The following is a 7,501-nucleotide window of genomic DNA, read 5'->3' as shown; positions in this document are numbered from 1 at the left end:
CTCGTCGCTGGTGCGGCGTTCGGCCAGCGCGTCGAGCAAGGCGCTGGCGCGGGTGCCGGTCTCGTCATCGAATCTGCCGTTCAGCTCCCAGACCCCGGACCGCTTGCGCCGCAAGAACAGTTCACGGGTGGGGGTGGCGGGTTCGGTGTGGTCGGGTTCGGTGCCGTCAGGAGTGAGGTGGGCGAGGATGCGGGCACCAAGAGCCGCAACCTGTTTGTGCCCGGCATCGGTGGCGAAGGTCAGAAGGTCGGCTTCTACGTTCGCGTGATGCTCGGGTGGAACTTGGGTGAGCACGCCGGTGATTACGTCGATCATCGGGTTGCTCAACCGTCCAGCGCGCGCAGCAACACCCACAGCCGGCGCGAGAGCAGGAATTGGGCTGCCGTCGAGGTTTCGGCCCGGGTTGAGAGCGCGGGCGCGTCTCACCATCCGTTCGCCAGCCTGCTTAGGAACATCGCCGACATGTTCCAACAGTCGGGCGACAGAGCGGTAACCGAACAGCTCCATCACTCCACGCTGCTCGATTTCCACAAGCAGCGCACCAAGTTCGGCCTCAGCAGAACGCATACACGCAAGCAGCTCGCCGATGCGGTCGGCGATGGCCACCGCTTCGGAGGAGAGAGCCGCGTTGTCGGACATAACTCAAGATTACCGAGCATCGAACATGAGTTCATCACACGAAAGGGGTAACTGTTCAGGCCCTTTTCGGGCTGTGAGTGGGCTTGTGGGATGATCTTGTTGTGGGGGAAGGTGTTCGTCCGTCGTATGACGAGCTGGCCGCGCTGGTCGCAGCGCAGGCGGTGGAGCTCGCGCGTGCGCGCGAGGAAATCACCGCGTTGCAGGACGAGGTCGCCCAGCTGAAGCGTCGCCTCGGGATGAATGCGGGAAACTCGTCGATGCCACCATCGTCGGACCGGTTCAGCAAACCCGCTCCGAAGTCGTTGCATGGCAGGACCAACCGCAAGCAGGGCAAGCAGCCGGGGGCGCCGGGGGCGAGCCTGTCGCTGGTCGAGGACCCCGACCAGGTCGTGGATCATGTGCGGTCGTCGTGCTCGGGATGCGGCACCGGGCTGCGCCGGTGCGACGAGGTCGGGGTGACCCGCCGGCAGGTGGTGGACCTGCCCGAAGTGCGCCCGGCCGTGACCGAGCACCGGCTGCGGTGCCGCGGCTGCCGCCACGTCGCCACCGCGACCGGGCCGGCCGAGGCGACCGCGCCCGCCTGCTACGGGCCGAACGTGACCGCGCTGGCCGTATATCTGCTGACATACCAGCACATCCCGGTCGCACGAACCGCGCAACTGCTGGCCGATGTGCTGGGGTTGCCGGTGTCGACCGGCTGGGTCGCCGGTCCTCACCCCCGTCGCCGCCAACCTCGACGGATTCGCCCGGCGAATCGAGCAGGCTTTGCGGGCAGCGCCGGTGGCGCACTTCGACGAGACCGGTATCCGGGTCGAAGGGAAGAACTGGTGGCTGCACGTCGCCTGCACGCCCCTGCTCACCGCATATCTACCGCACCCGCAGCGTGGTGGTGAGGCGATGGACGAGTTCGGGATCCTCACCCGGTTCCGTGGTGTCGCGGTCCACGACGGACTGATGTCGTATCAGGACTTCGGACGCAACCACGCCCGCTGCAACGCCCACCACCTGCGCGAACTCATCGCGGCCGGCGAAGCCCACCCCGAGCACACCTGGCCCACGATCGCGTTCAAGACGCTCGAAGCACTCAACACCGCCGCCCATGCCGCACGAGACGCCGGCCAAGCCACGATCCCCGCCCACATCCGCGATCCACTGATCTCGAGGTTCGTCCGCACCATCCACCTCGGCCTGCTGCTGCACCCACCCAACCAAAGCCGCAAGCAAAGCAAGACCCGCAACCTGCTGGTGCGCCTACGCGACTACCAGCACCAAGTGCTGCTCTTCGCCCGCGACCTCACCGTCCCCTTCACCAACAACCAAGCCGAACACGACCTACGCATGATCAAAGCCCAGCTGAAGATCTCCGGCGGCTGGCGCACCCAGCACGGCACCCAAGCCTGGCTACACGTCCGCGGCTACATCTCCACCGCCCGCAAAAACGGACTCCACATCATCACCGCACTGCGCGACGCAATCACCGGAAACCCCTGGCTGCCAACAACTATCGAAACGACCTGAACAGTTACCGAAAGGGTGCAAGGGCGCTTCCGGACTAAAGCCGATGCGACACCCAGACGTTGGCTTCGACGTAGACAGCATAATCATCCACAGTGGACACAAAGACCGGAGCAAGAGCGCCGGGAACCACAACCAGCCCGTCACGATCGAACGGCAACCCGGTCCACCGCCGCCAAGCGGCCAGCGGAGCCTGCACGGTCGCCGAACACGAAGCGACACACTCGACCCGCCCCCCGGCGCGGACATGCGTGCGCAACCACCGATCCACCGGCAACCCGTCCGGCCGAGCCGCGAAGGCGTACGACTCCATCGACTCCCTCGGAACCAAAGCCTTGTCCGGCGGCCGAACCGGAATGACAAGAGACGCGAGCCCCGCCGCGGCAACAGCTTCCCGCATCCCGGTCAACACGACAGACGACAGACCACGCCCTTGGTGCGAAGGATGCACGGCGATCTCCAACGCACAAGCGGTATCGGGAGCGACGCCGTCAAGAGCGTCCTCGGCCGCCCACACCGCCACCTCGTCCCAGCCGCGGGCAGGGAAGGGCGAGCGACCGCGGAACGGCACCATGATCCCCCGCGCCACCGGCGATCCGTCCTCCAGCAACGCCACCACCAGGTGCGGCCACCGCCGCGCCACCCGCCGCCCCCGGACCAGCAAGCTCGTGAGGCTGCCCTCCATGAACCGAGGCGACTCCGGCGGATAAGGAATGGCGTACACCGCGTCGGCCAGCTCCGGGCGCTGCGCCAGCGTCACCGTCTCCACGGCTACCGTGACCAGGATTCCAGCGCGATCAACGTCTTCGTCCCCGTCACCTGGTGGTGCCGGCGGATCTCGTCGATCGTCTTCTGCAGGTGGGCCATGTCCCGGACGCGCAGCCACACCAGCGCGTCCGGGTCGCCGGCGATCGTGAACACCGCCTGGGCCTCCGGCATCCGCGTGGTCGTGCGGAGGATCTCGGCCACCTTCGTGTTGCCCACGAACCGCAGCTCGGTGAACGCCTCGATCCCCCAGCCCAGTTTCGCGTGGTCGACCTGGACCGTGAACCCGGTGATCACGCCGCTCTCGCGCAGCCGGTCGATGCGGCGCTTGACCGCCGCCGTCGACAGCGTCACCCGGCCCGCGATGTCGGACAGCGTGCGGCGGGCGTCCTCGCGCAGCAGGCCGAGGATCTCGTGGTCGGTGGCGTCGAGCAGCTCTTCGGGCATGCGCAAGCCTAACCACACGCAAAAAACGGCGTCAAACGACGCCAAAATCATAATAAGGTTGCGTGGGAGGCCCCAAAACGACGCTGCCTGTTGCGTCGGTGTGGCCCACGTCGCACCCTCCCCCGAAGCACACCGAGGCGAAAGGAGCCGCGCGTGGAGACGTTCACGCTGGAGGACCGCTACCTGCGGGAGGCGGGCACCGTGCACCTGACCGGGGTGCAGGCCCTGGTGCGGCTGCTGTTCGACCGCGTCCGCCACGACCGCGCCCGCGGCGGCGACCCCGCCGTCTTCGTCTCGGGCTACGAGGGCTCGCCACTGGCCGGCTACGACCTGGAACTCGGCCGCCGGGCGACGCTGCTGGAGAAGCACGACGTCGTGCACCGGCCCGGCCTCAACGAAGAGCTGGCCGCGACGTCGGTCATGGGCAGCCAGCTCGTCGCCGGTGCCGGCGGGCAGCGGGGCGTCACCGGCTTCTGGTACGGCAAGGCACCCGGTCTCGACCGCGCCAGCGACGCCCTCCGCCACGCCAACCTGGCCGGCACCGATCCGCGCGGTGGCGCGGTCGCGCTCGTCGGGGACGATCCCAACGCGAAGTCGTCCACCGTCCCCTGCGCGTCCGAGCTCGCCCTGGCCGACCTCGCCATCCCGGTGCTCTACCCCGCCGACGCCCAGGACGTCCTCGACCTCGGCATGCACGCCGTCGAGCTGTCGCGGGCCAGCGGGCTGTGGACGTCGCTGAAGATCGTCGCCAACGTCGCCGACGCGTCCGGCACCGCCACGGTGAGTCCTCAGTGGACCGCACCCGGGATCCCCGGCTACCGGCACCAGCCGACGTCACGGCTGCTCGGCACCAGCCTCGCCGAGCTGGAGCGCAGCCTCTTCACCGTCCGGCTCCCCCTCGCCCTCGACTACCTGCGTGCGAGCAGGATCAACCGGATCACCCGGCGCGGACCGGCCGACCGGGTCGGCATCGTCGCCGCCGGCAAGTCCTACCTGGACCTCCGCCAGGCGCTGCGCATCCTCGGCCTGGACGAGGAAACGCACGGCATCCGCGTCCTCAAGCTCGGCGCGATCCACCCCCTCGAGCCCACGATCGTCCGCGAGTTCGCCGACGGCCTCGACGACATCGTGGTCGTCGAGGAGAAGCGGGCGTTCGTCGAAACCGCGCTCAAAGAGATCCTCTACGGCATTCCCCACGCGCCGAGGATCATCGGCAAGAAGGACCACGACGGCCGGACGCTGTTCACCGAGCTGGGCGAGCTGGCCCCGGACGGCATCGCCGCCGGCCTGGCCAGGGTGCTGCCGCAGGGCATTCCGCCGGTCGAGGCCTACCGAGGACGACGCCGTCGCGAGCGCATCGCCGTCCCGCTGCTCGCGCGCACGCCGTACTTCTGCTCGGGCTGCCCGCACAACTCGTCGACGAAGGTCCCGGAAGGCACCCTCGTCGGCGGCGGCATCGGCTGCCACACCATGGCCTTGTTCATGGAGCCCGACCAGGTCGGCACCGTCCTGGGCGTGACGCAGATGGGCGGCGAAGGCACCCAGTGGATCGGCATGGCGCCGTTCGTCGAGGCCGACCACTTCGTCCAGAACATCGGCGACGGCACGTTCACCCACTCCGGCAGCCTCGCCGTGCGCGCGGCGGTCGCCGCCGGCGTGAACATCACCTACAAGTTGCTCTACAACTCGGCCGTGGCGATGACCGGCGGCCAGGACGCGGTCGGCGGGCTGCCCGTCGAGAAGGTCGCGGAACTGCTGCTCGTCGAAGGCGCGAAGCGGGTCGTGATCACCAGCGACGCACCGGCGAAGCACCGGAAGCCGCCGGCCGGCGTCGAAGTCCGTGACCGCAGTGAACTCCTGCGCACCCAGGAGGAACTGGCCGCGATCAAGGGCGTCACCGTGCTGATCCACGAGCAGGAGTGCGCGGCCGAGAAGCGCCGGAAACGCCGTCGTGGCAAGCAAACCGCGCCCGCGACGCGCGTGGTCGTCAACGAGCGCGTGTGCGAGGGCTGCGGCGACTGCGGCACCAAGTCGAACTGCCTGTCCGTGCAGCCCGTGGACACCGAATTCGGCCGCAAGACCGCGATCCACCAGTCGTCGTGCAACGTCGACTACTCCTGCCTGGCCGGGGACTGCCCGTCGTTCGTCACCGTGGTGCCGAGCGGACGGAAGCAGCGCCGGAAGGCCGCCGACCTGGCCGCCGACGCGGTCCCCGCACCGGAAATCCCGAAGAAGGACTTCACCGTCCGGATCACCGGGATCGGCGGCACCGGCGTGGTCACCGTGACGCAGATCCTCGCCACCGCCGCGGTGCTCGACGGCCGGCACGTCCGCACGCTCGACCAGACCGGGCTCGCGCAGAAGGGCGGCGCCGTCGTCTCCGACCTCAAGGTGACGGCGGAGCCGGTCGAACAGGCCGCGAAGCTCGCCGCCGGCGAGTGCGACCTCTACCTCGCCTGCGACGCGCTGGTCGGCGCGGACGCGGCGAACCTCGGGGTCGCCGACCCGGCCCGCACGACCGCCGTCGTCTCCACGACCGAGGTCCCGACCGGCCGGATGGTCGTCGACACGACGGTGTCCTTCCCGGATCCCGCCGACGTGCTCGCGCCCATCGAGACCGCCGCGGCGCGCACGGTGTCGCTGGACGCGCGCGGCCTGGCCGAGGAGCTCTTCGACGACGACCAGTTCGCCAACGTGCTGCAGCTCGGCGCGGCCTACCAGACCGGCGCGATCCCGCTGCCCGCGCCGGTGATCGAGCGCGCCATCGAACTGAACGGCACGCAGGTCGCCGCGAACCTGCAGGCGTTCCGCCGCGGCCGCCTGCTCGTCGCCGAGCCGCCGGCGAAAGCTCCGGAGCCGGTGATCGCCGCGATGCCCAGCGCGGTGCGGGCGCTGGTGCACGCCGAGCCCGGCTCCGAACTCGCGCGGCTGCTCGACATCCGCGTCCCCGAACTGATCGCCTACCAGGACAAGGCCTACGCTCGCGCGTACGCGGAGTTCGTCGAGCGGGTGCGAGTGCTCGAGGACGGGCCGACGGAGGTCACCGAGGCCGTCGCGAAGCACCTGTACAAGCTGATGGCGTACAAGGACGAGTACGAGGTCGCCCGGCTGTCGCTGGACCCGGCGTTCACCGACGGCCTGGAGGACCGGTTCGGCGTGGGCACGAAGTACGCCTACCGGCTGCACCCGCCGGTGCTGCGGGCGCTCGGCATGCGGCGCAAGATCAGCCTGGGCCCGTGGTTCCGCCCGGTCTTCCGGCTGCTGCACGCGCTGCGGCGGCTGCGCGGCACCCGGTTCGACCCGTTCGGCCGCGCCGAGGTGCGCAAGGTCGAGCGCGAGCTGATCGAGGACTACCGCAGTGTGGTCCTGCGGGCGTTGCACGCCGGGGAATTCGATCAGGCACGCGTATTGGCCGAGCTCCCGGACGGGATCCGCGGCTACGAGGACGTCAAGCTGGCCAACGTGGCCCGGTACCGGCAGCGGCAGGCCGAAGTCCTCACGCCCGCAGGTAGCTGAGCATCGCGTGGGCCCCGTCGGGGACGCGCAGCTTCGCGCTGACGTCCCCGGCGTGCTGCCGCGCCGCGGCGGTGCCGATGCCGAGCAGCCGCCCGATCGCCGGCACCGAATGCCCTTCGGCCAGCAACGCCACGACCTCGCGCTCGCGGGCGTTCAGCGTCGCCACCGGGTCGCCGGGCCGGGGCCGGGCCAGCTGGACCGCCACGACGTCCCGGTCCAGGACCGTGCCGCCGGCGGCGACGCGCCGCAGGGCGTCGAGGAACTCGCCGGGCTTGCCGACGCGCTCCTTGAGCAGGTACCCGGCTCCGCTGCCGCCGGCGGCCAGGAGGTCACCCGCGTAGCCGTCTTCCACGAACGCCGAAAGCGCGAGGATCGCCAGGCCGGGCACGCGGCGCCGGGATTCGAGGGCGGCGCGGAGCCCTTCGTCGGTGAACGTCGGCGGCATCCGGACGTCGACGACGGCCAGGTCCGGTTCCACGGCCTCGACCGTCGTCACCAGGTCGCCGGGGTGGTCGACGGCCGCGGCCACCTCGAACCCCTCACTGCGCAGGAGCAGCACCAGCCCTTCCCGCAGCAGGGCGTCGTCCTCCGCGATCACGATCCGCACGACGGCTGCCTC

The 7,501-nt window shown here is 69.9% G+C and carries 6 protein-coding genes and 1 pseudogene; 3 read left to right on the top strand and 4 right to left on the bottom strand.

Annotated elements, in window-relative coordinates:
* The coding region (locus tag C2L58_RS27185; protein ID WP_146073690.1) for a DUF222 domain-containing protein at nucleotides 1-639 on the bottom strand (639 nt) is incomplete at its 3' end.
* Between the two features lie 77 nt (nucleotides 640-716).
* Here C2L58_RS27185 and C2L58_RS50705 point away from each other — a divergent pair.
* A pseudogene (locus C2L58_RS50705) lies at nucleotides 717-986 on the top strand (DUF6444 domain-containing protein); the annotation flags it as partial.
* Between the two features lie 322 nt (nucleotides 987-1,308).
* Nucleotides 1,309-2,157: an IS66 family transposase gene (tnpC, locus tag C2L58_RS27180; protein ID WP_103340524.1), complete on the top strand. Its 849-nt coding sequence runs from the start codon at nucleotides 1,309-1,311 to the stop codon at nucleotides 2,155-2,157.
* Nucleotides 2,158-2,191: 34 nt separating this feature from the next.
* Here tnpC and C2L58_RS27175 read toward each other — a convergent pair whose 3' ends face one another.
* Both C2L58_RS27175 and C2L58_RS27170 read right to left on the bottom strand, forming a co-directional pair.
* Nucleotides 2,192-2,923: a hypothetical protein gene (locus tag C2L58_RS27175; protein ID WP_103340523.1), complete on the bottom strand. Its 732-nt coding sequence runs from the start codon at nucleotides 2,921-2,923 to the stop codon at nucleotides 2,192-2,194.
* A gap of 2 nt (nucleotides 2,924-2,925) precedes the next feature.
* Nucleotides 2,926-3,366, bottom strand: coding sequence for an Lrp/AsnC family transcriptional regulator (locus C2L58_RS27170; protein WP_013227655.1), 441 nt, complete (start codon nucleotides 3,364-3,366; stop codon nucleotides 2,926-2,928).
* Nucleotides 3,367-3,519: 153 nt separating this feature from the next.
* Between C2L58_RS27170 and C2L58_RS27165 the strand changes: the two genes are divergently transcribed.
* A complete protein-coding gene (locus C2L58_RS27165; protein WP_103340522.1) occupies nucleotides 3,520-6,882 on the top strand; it encodes an indolepyruvate ferredoxin oxidoreductase family protein in 3,363 nt (1,120 codons plus the stop codon).
* Here C2L58_RS27165 and C2L58_RS27160 read toward each other — a convergent pair.
* The gene (locus C2L58_RS27160) at nucleotides 6,863-7,489 is read right to left on the bottom strand and encodes a response regulator transcription factor (protein WP_103340521.1); all 627 of its coding nucleotides are present in this window, start codon (nucleotides 7,487-7,489) and stop codon (nucleotides 6,863-6,865) included. The two genes, C2L58_RS27165 and C2L58_RS27160, sit on opposite strands and share 20 nt — an antisense overlap.
* Nucleotides 7,490-7,501: the final 12 nt, after the last annotated feature.

The sequence above is a fragment of the Amycolatopsis sp. CA-126428 genome, from assembly GCF_002904335.1.
Taxonomy (GTDB): domain Bacteria; phylum Actinomycetota; class Actinomycetes; order Mycobacteriales; family Pseudonocardiaceae; genus Amycolatopsis.
This window is presented reverse-complemented; position numbering and strand designations above follow the sequence as displayed.